Raw genomic sequence first — 22,833 nt, 5'->3', positions numbered from 1 at the left:
AACAAATGTTTTTCAACTTGGGAGATTTCGACATGACGATTGCAACGCCCCGTGCGGCGCGTCACCCACTCGCATTTCGGCCTTTGATTCTGGCACTACAAATTCTCGCTCTGGCGCTCTTCGCCAACATGGCTTTCGCCCAAAGCGGTACATTGCCCGCCCCCTCGGGCAGCGATCTTCTGACCGGTACCGTCACCGACACACCCGCCGCACCCGGCGCGCCCACCTCCACCGGCGCCATGCCGCCCCCGGTCCCGCCGCAACTCAGCGGCCCGCCACCCCTGCCGCAACTCAACTTTTTCGTTGCGCTCAATGGTCAGGCTGCCGGCCCGTTCAATCAGATGCAAATTCAGCAAATGATGGCATCAGGACAGATCGCCGCCCAAACGCTGGTCTGGAAAGAGGGCATGGCCGATTGGGCTCCGATCGCCCGCGTGCCCGAGCTTCAGGCGATGGTTCAAACCCCGCGAGCGGGCCCACAACCCGACCCCAACACACCGATGGATGCCACCCGCTTTTTTACCGGGCGCTGGACCGTGCAAAACGGCACCATTCCCGCCGGGGCGCAACAGGCCCGGATTACCGGCATCATGAACTACATGGCCGATGGCTCCTATACGGCAAAGGCCACGATGACCATGCCGGGTGGCTCGGGTCAGATGGAAGAAACATACGATGTCACTGGCAAAGGCACCTGGACAGCGGCACTTCTGGGCAGCGACCGGATTTCAGTAAGTAGCGTAGACGACATCACCATGACCTCACGAAACACGGGTCAGTCTCAACAAGCGCAGTCCTCAGACTCCTCCACCTTTCAGATCGTCGATCAAAACACGCTGCGCGACGAATACGGAAACCTGATGAAACGCTCACGCTGATGCGTGCAACCACCACGCGTTGCGCTCACGCCCGGGCCGGGTTCTTCCGGCCCCGGCACACAATATGTGACCGCTAAATATGTGACCGCTACAACCTTACGGCGCAATTTCTCTTAGGAGTAGATTTCATGGTCTTATTCTCAACCCGTTCAAATCGCCGTCCTGACCGCTGGTTCGCGGGATTACTGGTTCTCGCCATGCTCGCATTTGGCGCAATCGGCACCTCAACGGCCCAGGCTCAGGCACAGGGCACTTTGCTCGACCCGGCCGCCAATCCCAACCAACCCGGCGTCGCTGGCGCTGGGGCTGGCGGCGCGCTTCCTCCCCCGGCTCCTCCCCCTGCAATTGCAGGCGGCGGCGCGGTTCCACCGCCTCCTCCACCACCAACCGGCATGAAAGTATTCGTCGCAGTCAACGGCCAGACAACCGGCCCGTTCGATGAAGCCCAGCTCAAGACCATGATTCAAGCTGGCAATCTCAAACCCGACACCCTGATTTGGAAAGAAGGCATGGCCAACTGGTCCGCCGCCAACACCGTCGCAGAAATGCAACCCCTGCTGGTCGCCGCCAAGCCTGCCTTTGATGCCAAAGGATTCCTTGTCGGCACTTGGGAAGCGCGCGATCTGAAGGTGCCGATGCCCGGCGTTCCCGAAGGTGGCTTGATGAGCGGCACAACCGCCTACAGCCCGGATGGAAGCTTCCAATCCTTCGGCATGATCCGCGTCAACATGCCCGATCCAATGCGCCCGGGCGCAACAAACCTGATGCAATTGCGAATCCAATCCGTTGGAACATACACCGTCACGCCCATGTCAGAGACTCGCTTTGTCATTCAGACTGATTCCACCGTCACGATGAGCGTCGGCAACGGCATTCCACCAACAACTGAAAAGGCCACTGGTTCACAGACGATTGACATCCTTGATAGAAACACGGTGCGTTCCGACGAAGGCTACGTCAGCTACCGGATCAACTAACCAATCAGCGCACCCTGCCATTCGCGCTGGGTGCGCGCGACGCTCAATCGCCCAGCTTGGCGTGAATTTCGTCCAGATCAATCTCACCAATCGGCAACTTGTTCGACGGGTCGGCAAAATCGTATTTGAACAGATCGAAATCGCGTTTGTAGATTTCATAGATCAGATGCATCGAGAGATCGTCGAAATAATCCTCAACCGGGTGCAAGCGCTTCGGCCCGTGGCCTTCGCTTTCGTTGAACCGCGGTATTTCCTCAAGCTTGACCTCATGCGGCGTCTCGATCGCGTCCAGCACCTGTTGCATCCCCTCGTTGAACTGTTCGGTCCAGAAGATGCGATCATACGTGCCGCCATTGACGATAAACGTGCTCACATGCCCCGACATCGCGCTCCAGTGAATGTCAGGGTCCATTGGCTTGCGCCAACGAATGGTGTCGCGCACGAATAACAAAAAGCGGCGGAAGCTCTTGATCTGGTCAAACTCTTCCTTGCCATCCGCGCCACCCACTTCGATCCCGTATTTCTGAATCAACAGCGGCACCAGATTGCCACGATAGCGTTTGCCGTTGCGCTGAATGCCACAGATCTTGTCAAAAAAGCTCGACAGGACGCGGGTATAGGGATTGCGCACACAGGTGAAGGCATACGAACTGTGGGTCTTCACATTGGCATTGATAAGCGGCTGGCTCTCTTCCAGCGCCCATTTGTGCATGCCCCCCTTGGCATCGTGAATATCACCATCGAAAAATTCGCCGTGATCGGAAAAATACATGATCTGACCAATGGTCGAACAGGCGCATTTGGGCACCACGCGATAGACAACGCTCTCGCTCTTCGTCATCCAGGTTCCGGGAAACCCCATGAAAACCGCCTCCTACTGCCTTTGTTCTTGTTCTTACTAGGCTTATAGCAATTGAAAAAATCCTAAACAAATACTGTTTTCATGTTCTTCTGTCCCGTACCCTTGGCACCTCATGGGGCGTGCCCGTCGCGCCACCCTGCCTGCGCCGTTTTGGCCCAATCCTTACAAAGTTGGTTTATTCAGGCGCTATTCACCCCTATCAAGGTAAACAATACGGGGCTGACGGAGCGAAACGTTTCTTAAATGGCAAAAATCGCCTTCATATTGCTATGCCACAAAGACCCGGAAGCGATCATCAAGCAGGCCGAGCGCCTGACGGCGGTGGGCGACTATATGTCGATTCATTTCGATGCCAGCGCCAAGCCAGAAATGTTTCAACAGATCCACGACGCGCTCGACAGCAACCCGAATGTGACCTTCGCCAAGAAGCGTATCAAATGCGGCTGGGGGGAATGGTCGCTGGTACAGGCCACGCTCAACGCCGTCGAAGCCGCCGTCGAAGCTTTCCCGCGCGCCACCCATTTCTATATGCTCTCCGGCGATTGCATGGCGATCAAATCCGCCGAATACGCCCATGAATTCCTCGACCGGGCCGATGTCGATTATATCGAAAGCTTCGATTACTTCGAAAGCGACTGGATCAAGACCGGCTGGAAGGAAGAGCGGCTGATCTATCGCCATTGGTTCAACGAACGCACCCAGAAGCGCTTGTTCTACGCGATGTTCGAAGTGCAAAAGCGTCTCGGTCTGACCCGCAAGATCCCCGATGACATCCAGGTGATGATCGGCTCTCAGTGGTGGTGCCTGCGTCGCCGCACGATCGAATGGATTCTCGACTTCTCCAAGCGCCGCCGCGACGTGATGCGCTTCTTCCGCACCACCTGGATTCCCGACGAGACCTTCTTTCAAACTCTCGTGCGCCATCTCGTGCCCGAAAACGAAATTCGCTCGCGCGCGCTGACTTTCCTGATGTTCACCGATTATGGCATGCCGGTGACCTTCTATAACGATCACTACGATCTGTTACTCAGTCAGGATTTCCTCTTTGCCCGCAAGATCAGCCCCGAAGCGCACGAACTCAAACGCCGCCTCGGCCTGCTCTATGCCACCCGTGGCTGGGATTTCAAAATCTCCAACGAAGGCCGCTCGCTGTTCAAATTCCTCACCGGGCGTGGCCGGATCGGGCGGCGTTTCGCAACCCGCTTCTGGGAGACCGAAAGCACGCTGGGGCGCGAACGCGAACTCCTGATCATCGTGTGCAAGAAATGGCACGTCGCCAAGCGGCTGGTTGATCGTATCCGCCATATGACAAACATCCCCTGTATCGAATACCTCTTCAACGAAGAGGCAACGGTGCTGCCCGACCTCGGCGGCATCCAATCCACCATGGGCAAGCGTCACCGCCACCGCCGCGCCCTGATGCGCATGTTGTTTGACTATTACGATACCGACCGGCTGATCATCTGCCTCGACCCGTCCAATCTCGATCTTCTGCATGATTTCTGCGCCGACCGCTCGGTGACGCGCCTGCTGGAGGTCGACTGCAACTTCACCGATGAATACCTGATCGGCCACGCCATGCGCGTCGGGCTCGCGGGCGAAAAGACGCCACAGGAAACGCTCGACCGCCTGCTGCCCACCATACGCGGCGACATGACCTTCGAAAGCGATCAGATCCGCGATGCCGATTTCAACAACCATTACCGGATACGCGAAGCCGAACCGCCCGAAGTGAACGCCGACGCCTTGCAGAAATTCCTCTCGGTCGGCCATGACAAGGCGGTCGAGATCGCAACGACCGAATTTCTCTATGCCGATTGACGACACACAGGCGGTCTTGCCCCCGCGCGCGTGATCGCCCATATTCGCCCGCGATACGCCCCACCCAAGAAGGAACGGCTCGCATGGTCACCAAAGCCCCTGAAATCAAAATCGTAGACAGCTATCGTGTGGCTTGTGATGGCGGCGAAGGCGCGCTTGGCCACCCCCGCGTCTGGCTGCGTATCCCGCACGATACAGGCTTTGTCGAATGCCCCTATTGCGATGCCAAGCTGATCCACAAGGATTTTGAAGGCAAACTGTCCTGAACACCTTGTAACGCAAGAAACGGTCAGAAGCGTTCAAGGGTTTCTGACCTGATTGCGTGTTGGAATTCGCCGCCCGGCATTCTCCCTGCCCGCCAAACCCTCTGGCCCCCTTCGCCGCCTTGTGCGACATATGACCCCAACCAACCGGGGGAACTACATCATGTCATTCGGCAAAGGCTGCCACCTGCACCTGATCGACGGCTCGGCCTTCATCTTTCGCGCTTATCATGCGCTGCCGCCGCTGACCCGCAAATCCGATGGTCTGCCCATCGGCGCGGTCGCGGGCTTTTGCAACATGCTGTTCAAATTCGTCGAGGATGCCAAGGGCGATGATGCCCCCACCCATGCCGCCGTGATCTTCGACTATTCCGGCACCACCTTTCGCAACGCGCTCTATGATAAATACAAGGCCAACCGCCCCCCGGCCCCCGAAGACCTCGTGCCGCAATTCCCCCTCACCCGCGACGCCACCCGCGCCTTCAACATCGCCTGCAAAGAGGTCGAGGGATTCGAGGCCGACGACATCATCGCCACGCTGGCGTGTCAGGCCCGCGAGGCCGGTGGCCGCGTCACCATCATCTCATCTGACAAAGACCTGATGCAACTTGTCGGCGGCGGCGTTGAAATGCTCGACCCGATGAAAGCTGCCCGCATCGACCGCGACGGCGTGATCGCCAAATTCGGCGTCCCCCCGGAACGCGTCGTCGATGTTCAGGCTTTGGCCGGGGATTCGGTCGATAACATTCCCGGCGCGCCCGGAATTGGCATCAAAACCGCTGCCCTTCTGATCAATGAATACGGCGATCTCGACACGCTTCTCGAACGCGCGGGCGAAATCAAGCAACCCAAACGCCGCGAAACCCTGATCGACAAGGCCGATCAGATCCGCATGTCGCGCGAATTGGTGCAACTGAAAGAGGACATGACCCTCGATTTCACCCTTGATGAGCTTGAGGTCCAAGACCCCGACCCCGACGCGCTTTTGCCTTTCCTCGCCTCAATGGAATTTCGCACGCTTTCCAAGCGCATCGCCGACCGCATGGGCGTCGAAACCCCCGTCATCCCCGAACCTGAACCCGGTGCCGACGGCGCAAACGCGGCGACGCCCGAAATGCCCCCCATCGACCCCGAGAAATATGAACATATCCGCGACGCTGCCGGGCTCGACCGCTGGATCGCCCTGATCCACAAACGCGGCTATGTTGCTGTCGATACCGAAACCACCTCGCTTGATGAAATGCGCGCTGAACTGGTCGGCATTTCGCTTTGCGTCGAACCGGGCGATGCCTGCTATATCCCTCTGATCCACAAAGACGGCGCTTCCGATGACCTCTTTGGTTCCGACAAACTGGCCGAAGGTCAGATGACTCCCGAAGAAGCGCTCAAAATCCTGAAACCGATCCTTGAGGATGATGCGATCCTCAAAATCGGCCAGAACATGAAATACGACGCCAAGATTTTCGCCCGCCACGGCGTCAATATCGCGCCGATTGATGACACCATGCTGATGTCCTACGCGATGTTTTCCGGCATCCACAATCACGGTATGGACGCGCTCTCCGAACGCTATCTCGATCACAAGCCGATCCCGATCAAAACGCTGCTTGGCACCGGCAAATCTGCCATCACCTTTGATCGCGTGCCCTTGGAAGACGCAGTAAAATACGCCGCCGAAGACGCCGACATCACCCTGCGCCTCTGGCAAATTTTCAAACCGCAACTCCACCGCAAACGCGTTACCACCGTCTATGAAACCCTTGAACGTCCCCTCGTGCCTGTCTTGGCCGAGATGGAGATGAACGGCATTCTTGTTGATCGCGATGTGCTCAGCCGCATGTCCAACGCCTTCGCCCAGAAAATGGCAGGGCTTGAGGCCGAAATTCACGAATTGGCCGGCCACAGCTTCAATGTCGGCTCGCCCAAGCAACTGGGCGAAATCCTGTTTGACGAAATGTCGCTGGAAGGTGGCAAAAAGGGCAAGACCGGGGCCTATGCCACGGGTGCTGACGTGCTCGAAGATCTGGCCACCGAACACGAGCTCCCGGCTCGCGTGCTCGATTGGCGTCAGCTCAGCAAACTGAAATCCACCTACACCGATGCCCTGCAAGAACACATCAACCCTGAAACGGGCCGCGTTCACACGTCCTATCTGCAAACCGGCGCGTCCACCGGCCGCCTTGCCTCGACCGATCCCAACCTGCAAAACATCCCCGTGCGAACCGAAGAGGGTCGGCGTATCCGCGAAGCCTTCATCGCCGAGCCGGGTAATGTTCTGGTTTCGCTCGATTACTCCCAAATCGAATTGCGCATCCTCGCCCATGTCGCCGATATCGACGCGCTCAAAGCCGCCTTCAAACGCGGTGACGACATCCACGCCATGACCGCTTCGGAAATGTTCGACGTGCCGATGGACGAAATGACCCCCGACATCCGCCGCCGCGCCAAGGCGATCAATTTCGGCGTAATCTATGGCATTTCCGGCTTTGGCCTCGCCCGTAACCTGCGCATCCCCCGCGCCGAAGCCCAAGGCTTCATCGACCGCTATTTCGAACGCTTCCCCGGCATCCGCACCTATATGGACGCTACCGTCGAATTCGCCAAAGAACATGGCTATGTCCAAACCCTCTTTGGCCGCAAGATCCACACGCCCGAGATTGCCGCCAAAGGCCCGCGCGCCGGCTTCGCCAAACGCGCCGCGATCAACGCCCCGATCCAAGGCACCGCCGCCGACGTGATCCGCCGCGCCATGATCCGCATGCCCGACGCAATAGCGGGCCAACCCGCGCGCATGCTCTTGCAAGTGCACGATGAACTCCTGTTCGAAGTGCCCCAAGACGCCGCCCAGCGCCTCATCGACACCGCCCGCGATGTTATGGAAAGCGCCGCCCACCCCGCTGTACATCTCAATGTGCCGCTGACGGTCGATGCAGGCCAAGGGTTGAATTGGGCCCAAGCGCATTGACACAAACCCGATTCTTCGCAGAAACTACGGCCATACGAGACGACGCGATGACCCCTCTGAAGCTCCTCGTCGCCCTTCTCGCCGCGTTCGTTCTGTCACCCGTGACAAGCCATGCTCAGGAGCAATCCACTGCCCCGCGTATCCTCGTGATCGGCGATTCTCTGATCGCGTCGCATTCCATTTCGGGGCGTGGCATCGCTAATCGGCTCGAACAATTCCTGAAAACCCCGGTCAAAGACAACTCGGTCGCTGGCGCACGGATGATCTATAATCTGCCAATCACCGGCGCGATGGGCCTGTCGATCCCACGCCAGTTCCGCGAAGGCGATTGGGACTGGGTGATCGTCAATGGCGGCGGCAACGATGTCTGGCTCGGCTGTGGCTGCAACAATTGCGAGCGCAAGATCAACCGCATGATCGCCAAGAACGGGCGCAAAGGCGTGATCCCCGGCCTCGTCTCCAAAATTCGAAAATCCGGCGCGCGCGTGCTTTATCTGGGCTACCTGCGCAGCCCCGGATTCGACACACCGATCGAGAACTGCAAGGACGAAGGCGATGAACTGGAAGCCCGCCTCGCCCGCCTCGCCGCACTCGACAAAGGTATCTTCTTTCACCCGATCACCGATCTGGTACCGCACGGTGATCTCAGCTTTCACGCCGTCGACCGCATCCACCCCTCTCTAAAAGGCAGCGCCGAAATCGCGCGCCGCCTCGCCGACGTGATCCGCGCCAACCCGTAAGACGGCTAAGCTGAACGCGGCCAACCCTCTGGAAGGCATCCCATGCCCCACGATCATAGCCACTCCCACGCCCTGCCCGACGATCTGGCGGGTGACAAACGCGTCGGATTTGCCATCGCCGTCAACCTCGCGCTCACCGTGGCCCAGATCATCGCCGGGGTGATCTCCGGCTCGCTCGCGCTCATTGCCGACGCGATTCACAACCTTTCGGATGCCCTGTCTCTGGTCATCGCCTTTTGGGCGCGCAAGATCGCCCGCCGCCCCGCCGATGCCAGTATGACCTTCGGTTATGGCCGCGCCGAAGTGGTGGCGGCGATGGTCAATTACACCACCCTGTTCGTCATCGCGCTCTACCTCGCCGCCCAAGGTGTTGAGCGATTGTTCAATCCCACGGCGGTCGAAGGCTGGATCGTCGTCGCCGTCGCCGGATTGGCGCTGATCATCGACACGGCCACTGCGCTGCTGATCTTTCGCCTTTCCAAAGAGTCGATGAACATGAAGGCCGCATTCCTGCACAACGTCGCCGACGCGCTGGGCTCAATCGCGGTAATCGTCGCGGGCACGCTGATCCTGCTCTATGATTGGCGCCTGATCGACCCCATCGTCACATTGTTCATCGCCGGATATATCCTGTGGCACAGCTTTCTCGGAATCCGCCCGGTGATCCGCGTGCTGATGCTGGGCGCGCCAGAGGACACCGATCTTTCAGACCTGATCACCGCAATGGAAGCAACACCCGGCGTCACATCCCTGCACCACGTCCACTTCTGGAAAATGCAGGAACACGAAGCAGCACTTGAGGCGCATGTCGTCATATCACCGGGCGCAAATCCCGAAACGGTGCGAAATGACCTCAAGTCGCTGTTGCAGTCGCGCTTCCACCTCGCGCATTCTATGTTGGAATTGGAACAAGCCGAAACTGCCTGCCAGGCAGCACAACAAATCGGCCACTGACGCCATGGAACTCGCGGCCCGGGCCAACCCGCGCCCGTCCCCGCCGCCCTCGTGACTGGTAAGGAAAACGATGAACGACAAAGCCCCCACCCCGCAACAGCTTGCCGATGCATTGGTCTCCGTGCTTGATGTCGAGCCGGTCGAAGAGAACTTCTTTCGCGGCATCGCCGCCCCCGGCGGGCGCGGGCGCAGCTTTGGCGGTCAAGTCATCGCCCAGGCCCTGATGGCCGCCACCCGCACGGTTGACGCCGAGCGCCCGGCGCATTCGCTGCACGCTTACTTCATGCGCCCCGGTGACGCCACCAAACCGGTGCTCTATCAGGTCGAACGCGACCGCGACGGGCGCAGCTTTGCCACCCGCCGGGTGGTGGCGATCCAACATGGCAAGCCGATCCTGAACCTCGCCGCCTCGTTTCATGTCGCCGAACCGGGCCTGACCCATCAAGACGATATGCCCGACGTGCCAGACCCCGAAACTCTGCCCAACGAACAACAATTGGTAGCCGAATTCACCGGTGAGTTGCCCGATATGTTTCGGGAATGGGTTGCGCTTCCGCGCCCGATGGAAATGCGCCCGGTGACGCCGCGCCCGCCCTTTTCGCGCGAACCACGGCGCGAACAGACCTATTGGTTCCGCGTGCCCGGGAACCTCGGAGACGACCCGCAAATTCACCGCGCCGCGCTCGCCTTTGCCTCGGATTTCGGGCTGCTGGGCACCTCGTCCTATCCGCATGGCAAAGCCTTTGCCGATCCCGACATGCAATATGCCTCGCTTGATCACGCACTCTGGATTCATGGCGATTTTCGCGCCGACGACTGGCTACTTTACACCATGGACACCCCTTGGGCCGGTGGCGCCCGCGGCTTCAACCGAGGCCGGATATTCACCCGCGATGGTCGATTGATCGCGAATGCCGCGCAGGAAGGTCTGATCCGCCAGATCACACCCCACGACTGATCCTGCCCGTTACCGAAATGAGCGCGCAAGGCGCGCACAGGTTTGTTGGATTGGGGCGCTGCCCCAAGCCCCGGGATACTTTCGGTCAGAGGAAACAGAAGAACCGCGCGTTGCATTAGGTTAATGCGGCGTTCACAGGTTTGGTTGCAGGGGGCAGCCGGAAAACAGCCAGATAGCAGACGCGAGTCACCCCCTTGATTCGTCGCGGCTCGGCGGCGTTAACCACGATGAACGCTCCGTTGGGAATTGGTTAACTGTTGGGTTTGATGCCCTGCGCCCGCATCTTGGCATAAAAGGCCCGCAGGGTCTTGTCGTGTTCGGCCCGGAACCGTCCACGAGGGGTGACACTGCCAATGCGATCAAGACGGAACATCCTGAAATCATTACGCAATTCGCACCACGCCACCAACGTCCAGACCTTGCCCCAGAAAAACAGGCCAAGCGGGCGGATACGGCGCGAACTGGCCGTGCCAACCTTATCCTCATAGCTGATGTCGATGGTTTCGCCTGCCTCGATAAAGTGGTCAATTCCGTCAAGAAGCGCGCGTAAATCATCTGTCATTTCAGGGCCTTGAAGCGCATAGACCTGCACTTTCGCTACCCGCTCGCGCACTGCATCAGGCAGCACCGCTTCGATCTTGATCAGCGCTTCCTCGGCCGCTTCGGCCATTGCAGCGCCGCCCCAGGCCCGGATAAGCCGCGCCCCCGCCACCAGCGCACTCACTTCATCATTGGTAAACATCATCGGCGGAAGATCATATCCCGCCCGCATGACATACCCAACGCCCGCCTCCCCCTCAATCGGCACCCCCGACCCGATCAGGTCAGCAATATCGCGATAGATGGTGCGTTGGCTGACTTCGAGACGTTCGGCCAACCTTGCCGCTGTGATGAGCCGACCGCCTCGAAGATATTGAACGATCTGAAAGAGGCGGTCGGCCCGGCGCATGGCGTTACACCTTCGGCTCAAACAGACCGATAGAATTGCCGTCCGGGTCGGTAATATAGGCAAAGCGTCCTGCCGGGATTTCGACCACCGGGCCACCAATCTTGCCACCCGCTTGCGCCGCGCGGGTATTAGCCGCCTCGACCGTGTCACCCGGTGCCAGCGCCAGATGCACGGTGTTGCCACAGCCAATGTCAGCGGGCTTGCCGGGATAAAGGTGGCCTGCGGCACCCGCTGAACCACCGTTTAGAATGGCCATCGGGTTGGGGCCGCCATCTTCGATCTGCATCTTGTAACCGAATGTTTTTGCGTAAAAATCACAGGCTTTCTCCAGGTCTGTCACCGGAATTTCACACCATACGAGAACGGGTTGTTGGGTCATCTCATGTCTCCATTTTTGTCAAGTGATGACCCCTTTTCGCACACCCCTGCTGACAGCATCCTGTCAGCATCCTGTCACACCCCTGGCCAAACTCCGATCACGGGCGTGTGCAAATGCCAGAGCACCGCCCAACTCAGCAACCAGATCACCACCCGCACAAGCGAAGGCAGCGAGCGTGGCCGCCAACGCCCCAAAAGCAGCGCGGAAAATGGCACCAAGCCGGTATGCGCCGTCAGCCGCGCCCAGTCTTGCGCGCCCATCGCCGCACGCCGCCGCCGCTCAACAATCCCCATACCCACAAGGGCGAAGACAAGGAAAAGCCCGAACAATATCACATGCGCCAGATCGCCGTTGGCAATCAGATGCGCCCCGGCCCAGAGCGCCATTGCGCAAAGCAGCGGCTGGCGTGTCAGCCCCGCAATTCCCGGACGTTCCGGGTCAAACCCCGCCGCACGTCCTTCAAAGGCAAACGGGTTGGCCGCACCCACTCCGAACACACTCAGCAACACAACAATGGGCATGACCAGATTGAGCAACCAACGTTGCCAGATTGCCTGATCCCACAGGCCGACATAGGGCGCGCGCCCCGCCGCGAATATCACCCAGAAAAGCAAACCGGTTGATATGAGGCTGAACGCGATGATGTATCCCTTGCGCCCCAGCACCGCCTCGATCCGCGCTTTCAGCCCCGGTGTCGCCGGTATCCTGTGTGACGCCATGAAAAGCACCAATGCGAGTATGTATTCGATCCATCCCATTTCAAGCAGCCCTCAATCCCAACATTTGCCGCGCTTGCGTCACGCTGGCGACCTCACGCCCGGCAGTCTTTGCACAATCCGCCAAGGCGCGAATCAGCTCTCCGTTCGACCCGGTCTTGGCACCGTTCGGTAGGTAGAAGGTATCCTCAACCCCGGTGCGTAACATACCACCCAGTTCAGCCGCACGCCTGTGCACGTCCCAAATCTCGCTTCGCCCGATCAACGTCGCCTGCCAACGTGATCCGGGCAAAAGGTAACCATTCAGAAGTTCCAACAAGACCGGATCCACCGGCATACCCGACGCAACACCCATCACCAGATTATATTGCGCCTGCGTCGCCATACCGTTTCTCACATACATCTCGACCGAGCGAACAATGCCGGTATCGAAACACTCAAACTCGGGCAAGGTATCACTCTCGGCCATGACATCGAGAAAATCCTGCACCTTCTCAGGCATGTTATCAAACAGCATCGGCGGCCAGGCCCAATCGCCATTTTCTTTTAGTTTCAAATAGTTGAGAGACCCAGCATTGCAGGCGGCAATCTCGGGCTTCAGCGCCCGCAGCACGCTCAGAGGCCCCGCATAATCCGGCCCGGGAACGCCGGTGGTCGAGTTGATGATGATCCCTGAACAGGCCTCCCTGATGGCGCTCACGATCTCACTGGCAACACCCGGATCCCAACTCGGCAGATGGCCTTTGCCGTTGCCTTGCTGGCGATAGTGAATGTGGATGATCGCTGCGCCTGCTTCCATTGCCTCTTTGGCCGAGGCGGCGCATTCTGCGGGTGTCACCGGAACCGGGTGGCGCGCCGGATCGGTCAAAACGCCGTTCAGCGCGCAGGTGATGATCGCCTTTTCCATCGTCATCATGCCTTTGTGCGTTCCCCCTTGATAGGTGGGGTTTCCGGCGGCCCGGCGAAACACTGGGCATGGGTCATCCAGGTCTTCGCCACCTCCCCCGACAGCTTTAGCGCGGTATCACCGAGCGCGCGCGTCTGCGTCACCACAGCCGCGAAATCCGCCGCTTTTCCTTCGATCCGCCCCGCGCTCTCTTCGCCAAACTCCCAGATCGCACCCGAAGGCGCCTCAAGCACCAGTTTCGGCATGACCTCTGGCACGTCGAGCCCCTGCACCTTATGCGACCAACCAAAGGTATTCACCCCCAACACAACAATATTCCTCAGACGATCATGCTCTTGCCTCTCCATCCCCAGAAGGTCAAAGATTTCAAAGCCATGCGCCCAGGTTTCCATCTGCCGCGCAGTAATCGCCGAACGCGCCGACATCTCTGGCCCGATCCAGGGCAACCGCGCTTTGGGGTCAATATCCTGCCAGCGTTTCGCCAGCGCCCGTGCAAATCCGATCCAGCTGGCGCGCAGCACGCGACCAGTTTCGGGCACGGCCTTGCGTTCGACCTCCCGAAGCGATTTTCCCGCAGCTATCGCCGCCATCACCCGCTCTTTCAAGCCACTGAACGCCTGCTCGCCCTCCGCCGCAAAATCTACTGCTCGGTTCCAATAATGCAGATGCCGCAACACGTCCTCTACCGTCCAGCCCTTGAACTGTGTCTCGCGGTCAAAATCCTCTTCCTCCAAATCACGCACAGCAGCAAACAGCACCTCACTTTCATCAAGAAAATCCTGCACTTGCTCAAAACTCATGGTTCTTCCTTTCCGATCACAATAATGACCTGCCCTGCCGCAACCTGCGCATCCTTTACAACCGTGACTTCCTGCACCACGCCATCGCACTCGGCCACCAGTAGATGCTGCATCTTCATCGCTTCAAGCACCGCCAACCGCTGACCTCTTGTAACCAAGTCGCCGACCGCCACATCGATGGCAATGACCTGCCCCGGCATCGGTGCTACAACCACACCGACCTGCCGCTCCTCCGCCATCTTGCGCCCGGCCCTGTAGCGCGCCAGATGAACGGCTCCGGCCCCGCGTTGTAGATAGAGGCCCCCCGCCCCGTCAGGTGCCTGAAACACCTGCTCGCGCCGTCCATCCACAACGAGTTGAACGCGCACGCCATCAGACGATTCAATCTCGACAATATGGCGCCAACCCTCGCCGGAGACATCCCAACGGTCCGCCCCCAACGCCCTTGCCGACAACGTTATGACCCCGCTATCCAGCATCAAATCAATTGGTACGGCGCGCCCGCCATCAGACGCAAACCCCAAAAGTTGATCATCTGGTAACAGCGACGCGGCAAGCCCCGCCCGCATCTCATGGCGCAGGATCAACGCTGCCCCGACAGCCTGCGTTTCCGACCCTGTATCAGGCGCACGATAGCCGTCGGCGAACGCCTCCTCCAGAAACGCCGTCGTCGCCTCTCCAGCCGCAAATTCCGCATGTTCAGCAATACTTGCAAGGAACCCGGCATTTGTCACCAACCCCAGACAGGCGGTGTCTTTCAATGCCCCGATCAACCGCTTGCGAGCACTCTCGCGGTCTGGCCCCCAAGCAATAATCTTGGCCAGCATCGGATCATAATAGGGCGAGATATCCATTCCGCTCTCAACTCCGGAATCCACCCGCACGCCCTCTGCATCGGGCGCCTTCCAATGCGCGATCCGTCCGGTAACAGGCAGGAAATCGCGTGCCGGATCTTCGGCATAAAGCCGCGCCTCAATCGCGTGCCCACACAGTGTTACATCCGCTTGCTTCAGCCCCAACGGCGCACCCTGCGCGACTGCAATCTGCATCGCCACCAAATCGAACCCCGTAATCATTTCAGTCACCGGATGCTCAACCTGTAATCGCGTGTTCATTTCCAGAAAATAGAACGCTCCCGCTTCATCCACCAGGAATTCCACCGTCCCCGCACCGCGATATCCGACAGCCTGCGCCGCCTGCACTCCTGCCTGCCCCATCGCATCACGCAGCGCCTGCGTCATCGCCGGACCGGGCGCCTCCTCGATAATCTTCTGATGCCGCCGCTGCACCGAACAATCCCGTTCGCCCAGATGGATACAGCGCCCCTGACCATCTGCAAACACCTGTATTTCCACGTGCCTTGGCCGCAACACCGCACGTTCCAGGATCAATAAATCCGACCCGAACGCACCGCGTGCCTCCGAACGCGCCCGCTCCAGCGCCTCAACCAGATCCTGCGGCCGCGTGACCCGCCGCATACCTTTACCGCCGCCGCCCGCCGCCGCCTTGACCATCAGCGGAAAACCGATCTTCGCAGCCTGCGCCACCAATACCGCATCCGATTGGTCCACACCGTGATAGCCGGGCACACAAGGCACCCCCGCAGCCTGCATCGCCCGCTTGGCCGCTGCCTTGTCACCCATTGTCTCTATGGCTTCGGGCGTCGGCCCGATAAATACCAGCCCTGCTGCTTCCACCGCACGGGCAAACCCGGCATTCTCGCTCAGGAAACCATACCCCGGATGAACCGCCCCCGCTCCGCTTTCGGTCGCGGCCTTCAAGATCCGCGCCACATCGAGATAGCTTTCTCCCACCGGCCCCGGCCCAATTCGAATAGCCTGATCCGCAGCACTCACATGCGGCGCCCCCGCATCAGCATCGGAATAGACCGCCACCGCACGCATCCCGGCCGCCTTCACACTCCGGATCACCCGACGGGCGATCTCGCCCCGATTAGCAACAAGTACCGCGTCAAATACCATCCTGCATCCCCCGCAAGTGCCCAAACCGATACCGCCCGCGCTTCATCTTGCCAAAAATATCCCCGCCGGAGGCTCCCGCCTTCACCTCTTGTTCAAGCTTCAATCACAAAACGCCCAACATCACATTCTCGCCACGCCAAACGAGTTGGCTCGCAACTCGCGCGCCCGCGCTTCGGCACAGGTTTGCAAGCAAAAGGCGATGATCTTGCGGCTATCTCGTGGGTCGATCACACCATGATCCAACACTCGCCCCGAGGTAAAGAACGGTGATGCCTGCTTGTCGAAAATCGCCATGATCGCGGCCTCCTGATCAGCCATCCGCGCCTCATCCAGCACGACACCTTTACGCGCCGCGCCGACCTGCGCCACCGTGCTCATCGTGCGCGCCGCCTGCTCTCCGCCCATCACACCCGAACGCGAATTGGGCCAGGCAAACAGGAAATCGGGTGCATAGCCCATGCCGCACATGCCATAGTTTCCGGCCCCGAAACTGGCACCGCAATACAGCGTGATCTTGGGCACCGTCGCATTCGCCACCGCCTGAATCATCTTCGATCCGTGTTTGATCATACCGGCCTGCTCATAGTCGGTGCCCACCATGTAACCGGTGGTGTTTTGCAAGAACACAAGCGGCGTGCCCGCCTGTTCGCAGGCCTGGATGAAATGCGTGGCCTTGTTGGCACCTGCCAGATCAATCGGCCCGTTATTGGCCAGTATCCCAATGACATGACCATGCACCGAAGCCTGCAAACAAAGCGTTGCCGCCCCGAAATCCGGCTTGAACTCATCAAAATCCGAACCGTCAACCAGCCGAACCACCAATTCCCGCGCGTCGTAAGGGGTTTTCAGATCCTTCGGGACCACGCCTGCCAACTCCTCGGTCGAATAGAGTGGCGCCTCGAATTCTGACGTCGTGCCTTGCACAATACCCTTGTTCCAACCAAGCCGCGCAACCACCCGCCTCGTCGACTCCATCGCGTGGACGTCATCCTCAGCGAGGTACTCCACAAGACCCGAAACCGACGCGTGCATCTCCGCCCCACCAAGATCGGCGTCCCGTGCTTGTTCCCCGGTCGCCGCAAAAACCAGCGCCGACCCTGCCAGCGCGGCCATGCCATTGCCCTTTACACCTATGACATAATCGGACAGGCCGGGCATATAGGCACCCCCGGCGGTTGACGGGCCATGCAGCACAGAGATTACCGGCAGACCTGCCGCCGAAAGCCGGGCCAGATTGGCAAAAATCGTGCCGCCATGGGCCCAATCATCCACCTTGTAATTCATCAGGTTCGCACCTGCACTTTCCACCAGATGAATAAAGGGAAGCTTCTGACGCAGTGCGATATTCTGCAATGAAAGCATGGCCTGAATGGCCATCGGGCTAAGTGCGCCCGCGTTGATTCCGCTGTCGTCGACAACCACCATCACGCGCACCCCTGAGACAAAGCCGATCCCTGCCACGAAGGTCGAGCCGGGAATCGATTTTTCCGGGTCGTCGCTATCCGCCAGATACCCAGCCAGTGAATGTAATCTGAGAAACGGCAGCCCCGGATCAAGCAGGCGCGCGAGACGTTCGCGCGGCGTGATCTGGCCGCGTTCAAGAAACCGTGCCCTGCGTTCTTCCGATCTGTTCTCGGCCCGCGCTTCTAGCGCACGCAGCGCGTCGATTGCGGCCAGCATTGCAGCACGGTTCGTTATAAAGTCCGGGTTTTCCGGTCTAACTTTTGCGCCGCTCCACATGCTCATCTCCCGTCTTGCTCGGGATCAGTCTATCGCGCGGCACCCCGCATGCCACACGATATTCGAAACATGACGGGAGGGAAGGTGCAAACCCGACACGAACCCGGATGGCCAATCTGCCTTTCACGCCCGCAGATCTCGCACTGCCCGGAAAGAAGCCTTCGCTTGCAACTTCACAGCGCGCGTACGATATTCGCGCGACCGTAAAGATGGACCTTGAGTTTCATGATCATGCGCATCTTGTTTCTCGTCTTCACTATGCTCGCATTTCCCTTGCGCGCAGAAGAAGTCACTGTGTTTGCCGCAGCCAGCCTGAAAACCGCGCTGGATGAGATCGCCCCGCTTTTTGAATCCGAAACTGGCCATACAGTTACCATGTCACTTGCCGGTTCTTCGGCGCTGGCGCGGCAAATCGAACAGGGTGCTCCGGCCGATATCTTCATCTCGGCCAATCCGGACTGGATGGACTATCTTGCCGAACAGAACCTGATCGCCCCTGAAACGCGCAGGAATCTGTTGTCCAACCGCCTGGTGCTTGTCGCCCATGGCCCCGGAGCCGCCCCGGTCGAACTTGGCCCTGCTCTCGATCTTTCGGGTCTTTTGGGCGACAGCCATCTCTCCATGGGACTGGTCAATGCCGTTCCGGTCGGGATCTATGGCAAAGCCGCGCTCGAGCATCTTGGCCTTTGGGAACAGATCAAAACAAAGGTGGCCCAGACCGACAATACCCGCGCAGCATTGGCGCTGGTTTCGCTGGGAGAAGCGGAGTTTGGCGTTGTTTATGCCACTGATGCGATGGCCGATCCCAACGTGTCCGTCGTGGCAAACTTCCCTAACGGGAGCCATCCGCCGATCCTTTATCCCATCGCCGCGATTGCTGGGCGGGCCAATGCCGAGACCCTGCAAATGCTGGATTTTCTGCGCAACAGCGACGTCACCGAGATTTTCACACGCCACGGGTTTACGATGATCGGGAAAGATTAATGGCATGAGCTGGCTCGGCCCCGAGGAATGGCAGGCAGTCGCGCTGTCGCTCAAAGTATCATTTTGGGCAACTGTCGTCTCGTTGCCCCTTGGCTTGCTTGCGGCGCACGCGCTGGCGCGTTGGACATTTCCGGGCAAGCAGTTATTCAATGGTCTCGTTCACCTTCCGCTGATCCTGCCGCCGGTGGTCACAGGCTATCTTCTGTTGCTGACCTTCGGCACCAAGGGCCCCATAGGCGGCCTACTGCACGAGATCGGAATTACTTTCGCCTTCCGCTGGAGCGGAGCGGCGCTGGCGGCGGCGGTGATGGCCTTTCCGCTGATGGTGCGCGCCATGAGGCTCTCGATCGAGGCAGTTGATCCCAAGCTGGAAGATGCCGCCGCCACGCTGGGGGCTTCACGCGCATGGGTCTTTGCCACCGTTACGCTGCCGATGATCCTGCCCGGTATCTTGACAGGTGCAATACTCGCATTTGCCAAGGCGATGGGGGAATTTGGCGCTACAATCACTTTCGTTTCCAACATCCCCGGTAAAACCCAGACGTTGCCTTCGGCGATCTACACCTTCCTGCAAGTTCCGGGCGGACAGGAGCCTGCCATGCGGCTGGTGATCGTCTCGATTATCATCGCCATGGCCGCGCTGTTCGCCTCAGAACTGCTGGCACGCCGGATAGCAAGACGGGTGGGCGGCACATGACGCTTTCGGTCTCGCTCGTCCATCGTATGCCGGGGTTCCCGCTTGGCATCGCCTTCACCGCGCCGCCCGGACTAACCGTGCTTTTTGGCCGATCCGGGTCGGGCAAAACCACGATCGCCAACGCCGTGGCCGGGTTATTACGTCCGCAATCAGGGCGAATATGCGTCAATGGCCGCGTTCTGTTTGACAGCGACGCAGGCATTTGCCTGCCGCCTCATCGCCGCCGTTTGGGCTATATCTTTCAGGAAGGGCGGCTTTTTCCGCATCTGACGGTTCGCCAGAATCTCGGCTATGGGCGCTGGTTTGCCCCCAAAGGGGAACCGCGCGAGAGTCTCGACAACGTGGTAGAAATCTTGGGGATCGGGCACTTGATGGAGCGCCGCCCCGGAGCCCTGTCAGGCGGTGAGAAACAGCGCATCGCTATTGGACGCGCGCTTTTGGCTGCACCGCACCTGATCCTGGCGGATGAACCGCTTGCAGCTCTCGATGAGCAGCGCAAGGCGGAAATCTTGCCTTACTTTGAACGTCTGCGCGATGAAGTTGCGATACCAATCCTCTATGTAAGCCATTCCGCCGCCGAAGTTGCGCGCTTGGCAACCACTGTTGTTGCGCTCAAAGATGGCAAAGTCGTCCGCCAGGGAACCGCCGCCGAAGTACTGAGCGACCCTTCCGTTGCACCCACTGGTGTGCGCGATGTTGGCGCGGTTCTTGATGCCCGCGTCAAAACCCATCACGCCGATGGCCTGACTGAACTTGAAGCAGGCGGCACGCCTGTTTTCCTGCCTCATATCGAGCAACCGTCAGGTGCGATCATCCGTATCCGTATTGCCGCACAGGATGTGATCCTTGCACGCGACAAACCGAAGGGGCTCTCGGCGCTCAACCTGTTCTGCGGCACGGTCCACAGCATCCGCGAAGGCGACGGGCCCGGTGCTATTGTCACAGTCGACACCCCCGCGGGGCGAATTCTCTCGCGGATCACGCAGCGTTCCGCGAAAGCGTTGGAACTGGCTCCCGGCATGTCCTGCTGCGCAATCGTCAAGACAGTTGCCATCGCCCGACAGGATGTCAGCGGCGCACGCGTGGTTTCCAACGGCTAGAACAGATTGGTGGCACTGATAGCGTGCATCATTGGTCTCCTGAATCAGGATAGCTGGCCGAGTTGCCTGGACCATAACGCGAACTATCTACAAATTCCGGCGAACTGGGTTTACTTGGGAAACATTGGTCAGTACCTCCGAGCAGATCCGCCTGCCAGTTTCTTAAGGGCAGGCGGCTACTCAATCACCCGGTTACAGGTGTGCCCGTTCATCACGCCGACATCTAATCAACGTCAAGCAGGCAGTAGAAACAACGTTATCGCCGGAAACATAACAAGGATGAATACCCGTATCAGATCGGAGGCTACGAAATATCCAACGGCCTTGTAAGTTTCGACAATCGGCGTTGAGTTGTCCATTGAATTGATAATGAACAGATTCATCCCTACCGGCGGTGTTATCAACCCCACCTCGACCACGATCAGCACCAGAATACCGAACCAGATCGCAAGATGTTCCTGGCTCATCCCGAAGTCGAGGACCGAGATCACCGGAAAGAAGATCGGAATCGTGAGCAGGATCATCGACAAGCTGTCCATCAGACAGCCAAAAATCAGATAGAACACGAGAATGAGCGTCAGGATAGTCCAGGGGCTGAAATTCTGACCGACGACATAGAGCGACAATTCCTGTGGCACTTGCGAACGCGCGAGAAATCCGTTGTAGAACGCTGCACCCAGAATGATGAAGAACACCATACCGGTTGAGCGCGCAGTCACGACGATACTATCCAGCAACGTAGACCAGTTCAGTCCACCATTGAAAAACGCGATCGCACCTGTCCCGAAGGCGCCAACGGCTGCGCCTTCTGTCGGTGTGAACCAACCGCGATAAATGCCGCCGACAACCAAGCCGAAAACCAGCAAGACCGGCCAAACATCGAGCAAAGCTGCAAACCTTTGAGCCATAGGCACCGGTGGGCGTGTCCCGGCCTTGTCCGGGTGAATCCGCACATAAACCGAAATCGCGATAACGTAGCCAAACGCAGCCAATAGACCCGGCACCACCGCTGCCAAGAATAGTTTGGCAATATTCTGTTCCGTCAGAATCGCATAGATCACCAACACGACAGAGGGCGGTATGAGAATGCCCAAAGTGCCGCCAGCCGCCAGTGTCGCAGTCGAGAAACCACCAGCATAGCCGTATCTCTTCATTTCCGGCAACGCGACGCGCCCCATAGTCGAAGCCGTCGCCAGCGAACTGCCACAGATCGCGCCAAATCCCGCGCACGCCCCGATCGAAGCCATAGCAACCCCGCCCTTGCGATGACCAAGGAACCCTTCGGCGGCCTTGAACAGCGATGTACTCATCCCGCCAAGTGTCGCAAACTGCCCCATCAGCAGAAACATCGGAACGATGGTCAGCGAATAGGAGGAAAAGGTCGTATAAGTTTCACTCTTGAGGCGCGCCATGGCCATGCCTGGGCTTCCGGTGATGATCCACATCGCAGCAAACCCGACAAGAAACATGGCAAGCCCAATCGGCACCCGCACAAAGATCAGAATCATCAGGGCAGGGAATGACAGAATTCCGATTTCAAGCGGGCTCATTCCACAGCCTCCCAGTCATCGCGGATGAGATCACGGTGGTACAAGAACTCGAATACCCGCACGCCTGCCATATAGATTCCCGCAATCGCAGCGAAGACGGCCCCAAACAGGCTGGCGGCATACCCCCACCAGATCGGAAACTGCAAAAGAAACGTGGTTTCTCCATAGCTCTTCTTGGACAGCATGCCCTCGAACAATCGCCATGCGATTAATATTAGGACAGCGGCGAACAGGATCTCAGTGATCATCTGGAGGAACCTTCTGGTTTTGACCGGTAGCGTGCTGGTAAAAATGTCAACCGAAGCGTGGCTGGACGATATCTGGCAAAGCGGCAGCGAGGCGAAGATGGCAAAAGCAACCCCGGCTTCAACAATCTCGAAATCCCCAAGGATCGGCCCGACGCCAATCTCAAGGAACCATTGCGACATTCCCGGTAGGACTGTTCCGACCCACCCATGAAAGACAGTATTCAGTGCGCGACCAAAAACCGATAAGCAGGTGATAATGATAAGAACTATCAAAACCAAACCACCGAGTATCGCCATTGCGCGGGCAAGCCTTTCCATTAGTGCGTGCACGGCACCAGACCTCCTTGTTCATGTAGAGAGGGA

At 58.9% G+C, this 22,833-nt stretch carries 21 protein-coding genes; 11 read left to right on the top strand and 10 right to left on the bottom strand.

Annotated elements, in window-relative coordinates:
* The first annotated feature begins 32 nt into the window (after positions 1-32).
* Positions 33-878: a DUF4339 domain-containing protein gene (locus LZG00_02285; GenBank protein ID MCF3592821.1), complete on the top strand. Its 846-nt coding sequence runs from the start codon at positions 33-35 to the stop codon at positions 876-878.
* A 254-nt stretch (positions 879-1,132) separates the two neighbouring features.
* A complete protein-coding gene (locus LZG00_02280; GenBank protein ID MCF3592820.1) occupies positions 1,133-1,855 on the top strand; it encodes a DUF4339 domain-containing protein in 723 nt (240 codons plus the stop codon).
* 43 nt (positions 1,856-1,898) lie between these two features.
* On the opposite strand, the gene LZG00_02275 is transcribed toward LZG00_02280, so the two are convergent.
* Positions 1,899-2,717 carry a sulfotransferase family protein gene (locus LZG00_02275; GenBank protein MCF3592819.1) on the bottom strand — a complete coding sequence of 273 codons (819 nt, stop codon included), beginning with the start codon at positions 2,715-2,717 and terminating at the stop codon, positions 1,899-1,901.
* Between the two features lie 243 nt (positions 2,718-2,960).
* Between LZG00_02275 and LZG00_02270 the strand changes: the two genes are divergently transcribed.
* The 6 genes from LZG00_02270 to LZG00_02245 all read left to right on the top strand — a co-directional run bounded on the left by LZG00_02270 (position 2,961) and on the right by LZG00_02245 (position 10,418).
* Positions 2,961-4,538 (top strand): beta-1,6-N-acetylglucosaminyltransferase, encoded by a 1,578-nt coding sequence (locus LZG00_02270; GenBank protein MCF3592818.1) that lies wholly within the window; start codon positions 2,961-2,963, stop codon positions 4,536-4,538.
* 83 nt (positions 4,539-4,621) lie between these two features.
* Positions 4,622-4,804 carry a zinc-finger domain-containing protein gene (locus LZG00_02265; protein MCF3592817.1) on the top strand — a complete coding sequence of 61 codons (183 nt, stop codon included), beginning with the start codon at positions 4,622-4,624 and terminating at the stop codon, positions 4,802-4,804.
* Between the two features lie 160 nt (positions 4,805-4,964).
* Positions 4,965-7,766 carry a DNA polymerase I gene (gene polA, locus LZG00_02260; protein ID MCF3592816.1) on the top strand — a complete coding sequence of 934 codons (2,802 nt, stop codon included), beginning with the start codon at positions 4,965-4,967 and terminating at the stop codon, positions 7,764-7,766.
* A gap of 47 nt (positions 7,767-7,813) precedes the next feature.
* Entirely contained in the window at positions 7,814-8,506 is a 693-nt protein-coding gene (locus tag LZG00_02255; GenBank protein ID MCF3592815.1) for an SGNH/GDSL hydrolase family protein, read from the top strand.
* Between the two features lie 42 nt (positions 8,507-8,548).
* Positions 8,549-9,460: a cation diffusion facilitator family transporter gene (locus LZG00_02250; protein MCF3592814.1), complete on the top strand. Its 912-nt coding sequence runs from the start codon at positions 8,549-8,551 to the stop codon at positions 9,458-9,460.
* Positions 9,461-9,530: 70 nt separating this feature from the next.
* Positions 9,531-10,418 (top strand): acyl-CoA thioesterase II, encoded by an 888-nt coding sequence (locus LZG00_02245; GenBank protein ID MCF3592813.1) that lies wholly within the window; start codon positions 9,531-9,533, stop codon positions 10,416-10,418.
* A gap of 250 nt (positions 10,419-10,668) precedes the next feature.
* On the opposite strand, the gene LZG00_02240 is transcribed toward LZG00_02245, so the two are convergent.
* The 7 genes from LZG00_02240 to LZG00_02210 all read right to left on the bottom strand — a co-directional run bounded on the left by LZG00_02240 (position 10,669) and on the right by LZG00_02210 (position 17,897).
* Complete coding sequence (locus LZG00_02240) at positions 10,669-11,367, bottom strand: YafY family transcriptional regulator (protein MCF3592812.1); 699 nt, start codon at positions 11,365-11,367, stop codon at positions 10,669-10,671.
* A gap of 4 nt (positions 11,368-11,371) precedes the next feature.
* The gene (locus LZG00_02235) at positions 11,372-11,746 is read right to left on the bottom strand and encodes a VOC family protein (protein ID MCF3592811.1); all 375 of its coding nucleotides are present in this window, start codon (positions 11,744-11,746) and stop codon (positions 11,372-11,374) included.
* Positions 11,747-11,820: 74 nt separating this feature from the next.
* Positions 11,821-12,504, bottom strand: coding sequence for an NnrU family protein (locus LZG00_02230; protein ID MCF3592810.1), 684 nt, complete (start codon positions 12,502-12,504; stop codon positions 11,821-11,823).
* Between the two features lies 1 nt (position 12,505).
* Positions 12,506-13,378, bottom strand: a complete 873-nt coding sequence (locus tag LZG00_02225) for a 3-keto-5-aminohexanoate cleavage protein (GenBank protein MCF3592809.1) — start codon at positions 13,376-13,378, stop codon at positions 12,506-12,508.
* A complete protein-coding gene (locus LZG00_02220) occupies positions 13,375-14,169 on the bottom strand; it encodes a TIGR03084 family metal-binding protein (protein MCF3592808.1) in 795 nt (264 codons plus the stop codon). The genes LZG00_02225 and LZG00_02220 overlap by 4 nt, the downstream gene beginning before the upstream one ends.
* Complete coding sequence (locus tag LZG00_02215) at positions 14,166-16,151, bottom strand: ATP-grasp domain-containing protein (protein ID MCF3592807.1); 1,986 nt, start codon at positions 16,149-16,151, stop codon at positions 14,166-14,168. The genes LZG00_02220 and LZG00_02215 overlap by 4 nt, the downstream gene beginning before the upstream one ends.
* 120 nt (positions 16,152-16,271) lie before the next feature.
* Positions 16,272-17,897, bottom strand: coding sequence for an acyl-CoA carboxylase subunit beta (locus LZG00_02210; protein ID MCF3592806.1), 1,626 nt, complete (start codon positions 17,895-17,897; stop codon positions 16,272-16,274).
* Positions 17,898-18,116: 219 nt separating this feature from the next.
* On the opposite strand from LZG00_02210, the gene modA reads away from it, so the two are divergent.
* From modA to modC, 3 genes are read left to right on the top strand one after another with little or no spacing between them, the layout of a single operon-like run.
* Positions 18,117-18,875 carry a molybdate ABC transporter substrate-binding protein gene (modA, locus tag LZG00_02205; protein ID MCF3592805.1) on the top strand — a complete coding sequence of 253 codons (759 nt, stop codon included), beginning with the start codon at positions 18,117-18,119 and terminating at the stop codon, positions 18,873-18,875.
* Between the two features lie 4 nt (positions 18,876-18,879).
* Positions 18,880-19,572, top strand: a complete 693-nt coding sequence (gene modB / locus LZG00_02200; GenBank protein MCF3592804.1) for a molybdate ABC transporter permease subunit — start codon at positions 18,880-18,882, stop codon at positions 19,570-19,572.
* Positions 19,569-20,672 (top strand): molybdenum ABC transporter ATP-binding protein, encoded by a 1,104-nt coding sequence (gene modC / locus LZG00_02195; GenBank protein MCF3592803.1) that lies wholly within the window; start codon positions 19,569-19,571, stop codon positions 20,670-20,672. Before modB ends, modC begins: the two co-directional genes overlap by 4 nt.
* 233 nt (positions 20,673-20,905) lie before the next feature.
* On the opposite strand, the gene LZG00_02190 is transcribed toward modC, so the two are convergent.
* The gene (locus tag LZG00_02190) at positions 20,906-22,222 is read right to left on the bottom strand and encodes a TRAP transporter large permease (protein MCF3592802.1); all 1,317 of its coding nucleotides are present in this window, start codon (positions 22,220-22,222) and stop codon (positions 20,906-20,908) included.
* A complete protein-coding gene (locus LZG00_02185) occupies positions 22,219-22,800 on the bottom strand; it encodes a TRAP transporter small permease (GenBank protein MCF3592801.1) in 582 nt (193 codons plus the stop codon). Before LZG00_02185 ends, LZG00_02190 begins: the two co-directional genes overlap by 4 nt.
* Between the last annotated feature and the right edge of the window lie 33 nt (positions 22,801-22,833).

This window comes from Rhodobacteraceae bacterium LMO-JJ12, assembly GCA_021555075.1.
Classification (GTDB): domain Bacteria; phylum Pseudomonadota; class Alphaproteobacteria; order Rhodobacterales; family Rhodobacteraceae; genus JAKGBX01.
The sequence above is the reverse complement of the archived record's forward strand: the minus strand, read 5'-3'. Positions and strand labels throughout refer to the sequence as shown.

What these genes read in the sequence shown, in the direction of transcription:
- LZG00_02285 (MCF3592821.1), top strand. Translation starts at nt 33, where the DNA reads ATGACGATTGCAACGCCCCGTGCGGCGCGTCACCCACTCGCATTTCGG.
- LZG00_02275 (MCF3592819.1), bottom strand. Translation starts at nt 2,717, where the DNA reads ATGGGGTTTCCCGGAACCTGGATGACGAAGAGCGAGAGCGTTGTCTAT.
- LZG00_02270 (MCF3592818.1), top strand. Translation starts at nt 2,961, where the DNA reads ATGGCAAAAATCGCCTTCATATTGCTATGCCACAAAGACCCGGAAGCG.
- LZG00_02265 (MCF3592817.1), top strand. Translation starts at nt 4,622, where the DNA reads ATGGTCACCAAAGCCCCTGAAATCAAAATCGTAGACAGCTATCGTGTG.
- polA (MCF3592816.1), top strand. Translation starts at nt 4,965, where the DNA reads ATGTCATTCGGCAAAGGCTGCCACCTGCACCTGATCGACGGCTCGGCC.
- LZG00_02255 (MCF3592815.1), top strand. Translation starts at nt 7,814, where the DNA reads ATGACCCCTCTGAAGCTCCTCGTCGCCCTTCTCGCCGCGTTCGTTCTG.
- LZG00_02250 (MCF3592814.1), top strand. Translation starts at nt 8,549, where the DNA reads ATGCCCCACGATCATAGCCACTCCCACGCCCTGCCCGACGATCTGGCG.
- LZG00_02245 (MCF3592813.1), top strand. Translation starts at nt 9,531, where the DNA reads ATGAACGACAAAGCCCCCACCCCGCAACAGCTTGCCGATGCATTGGTC.
- LZG00_02240 (MCF3592812.1), bottom strand. Translation starts at nt 11,367, where the DNA reads ATGCGCCGGGCCGACCGCCTCTTTCAGATCGTTCAATATCTTCGAGGC.
- LZG00_02235 (MCF3592811.1), bottom strand. Translation starts at nt 11,746, where the DNA reads ATGACCCAACAACCCGTTCTCGTATGGTGTGAAATTCCGGTGACAGAC.
- LZG00_02230 (MCF3592810.1), bottom strand. Translation starts at nt 12,504, where the DNA reads ATGGGATGGATCGAATACATACTCGCATTGGTGCTTTTCATGGCGTCA.
- LZG00_02225 (MCF3592809.1), bottom strand. Translation starts at nt 13,378, where the DNA reads ATGATGACGATGGAAAAGGCGATCATCACCTGCGCGCTGAACGGCGTT.
- LZG00_02220 (MCF3592808.1), bottom strand. Translation starts at nt 14,169, where the DNA reads ATGAGTTTTGAGCAAGTGCAGGATTTTCTTGATGAAAGTGAGGTGCTG.
- LZG00_02215 (MCF3592807.1), bottom strand. Translation starts at nt 16,151, where the DNA reads ATGGTATTTGACGCGGTACTTGTTGCTAATCGGGGCGAGATCGCCCGT.
- LZG00_02210 (MCF3592806.1), bottom strand. Translation starts at nt 17,897, where the DNA reads ATGAGCATGTGGAGCGGCGCAAAAGTTAGACCGGAAAACCCGGACTTT.
- modA (MCF3592805.1), top strand. Translation starts at nt 18,117, where the DNA reads ATGATCATGCGCATCTTGTTTCTCGTCTTCACTATGCTCGCATTTCCC.
- modB (MCF3592804.1), top strand. Translation starts at nt 18,880, where the DNA reads ATGAGCTGGCTCGGCCCCGAGGAATGGCAGGCAGTCGCGCTGTCGCTC.
- modC (MCF3592803.1), top strand. Translation starts at nt 19,569, where the DNA reads ATGACGCTTTCGGTCTCGCTCGTCCATCGTATGCCGGGGTTCCCGCTT.
- LZG00_02190 (MCF3592802.1), bottom strand. Translation starts at nt 22,222, where the DNA reads ATGAGCCCGCTTGAAATCGGAATTCTGTCATTCCCTGCCCTGATGATT.